This is a genomic window from Colwellia psychrerythraea, assembly GCF_000764225.1.
GTDB classification, from domain to species: Bacteria; Pseudomonadota; Gammaproteobacteria; order Enterobacterales; family Alteromonadaceae; genus Colwellia; species Colwellia psychrerythraea_D.
Genome location: NZ_JQED01000048.1, coordinates 1 through 903, shown reverse-complemented (window position 1 = coordinate 903; position 903 = coordinate 1). Strand labels below are relative to the sequence as shown.

2 rRNA genes are annotated in these 903 nt (G+C 40.0%); both read left to right on the top strand.

Annotated elements, in window-relative coordinates:
• Positions 1–7: 7 nt before the first annotated feature.
• Positions 8–122, top strand: a 5S ribosomal RNA gene (gene rrf / locus ND2E_RS04190).
• Between the two features lie 667 nt (positions 123–789).
• Positions 790–903: ribosomal RNA gene (locus tag ND2E_RS0121905) — 16S ribosomal RNA — on the top strand; the annotation flags it as partial.

Sequence of the window (903 nt, the reverse complement as noted above, 5' to 3'; positions counted from 1 at the left end):
CTTTTTGTTTAGCGACAATAGCGCTGTGGTCCCACCTGACTCCATTCCGAACTCAGAAGTGAAACGCAGTTGCGCCGATGGTAGTGTGGGAGTTCCCATGTGAGAGTAGGACATTGCTAAACTTCTATTTTAGTTTGGAAAATGAAACGCAATAGCGCCGATGGTAGTGTGACTTATGTCGCAGAAAAGCCCATGTGAGAGCGTAACGGGACATAGCTAAACTTCTAATTTTAGTTTGGAAGATGAAACGCAATAGCGCCGATGGTAGTGTGACTTATGTCGCAGAAAAGCCCATGTGAGAGCGTAGCGGGACATAGCTAAACTTCTAGTTTTGAGAAGCCCGACTCATTTGAGTCGGGCTTTTTACTCAGACTTTATTTATTAGATTGATTACTTAATCAGCATAATAAATAAGGTTTTAACAACACTGATTTATTTTATAAATTAAGTGTTGACATTAAAATCTGGTTGCGTACAATGCGCATCCTGCTTCGGGCAAACGGCAACGTTAGCAAGGAGTTAAAAGCGAGTAACGAATGCGTTTACTGCTTCTCTTTTAAAGAGAGTTCTTTAACAATTAGTTATCATGCAATTTGTGTGAGCACTCACATTACAGTTGTTTTACTTAGTTTCCTTTGGAAGCAAAAAACGCTTAATGATGATGTCACACAGATAAATATATACTTATATATGTAATGCGATATTTATCTTCGGATAAATATCACGACAGAATTCATTGAGCAAATGTTACTTGTTTACTTCGGTAAGCGGTACATCACAAACGATTTTTAATTGAAGAGTTTGATCATGGCTCAGATTGAACGCTGGCGGCAGGCTTAACACATGCAAGTCGAGCGGTAACATTTCTAGCTTGCTAGAAGATGACGAGCGGCGGACGGGTGA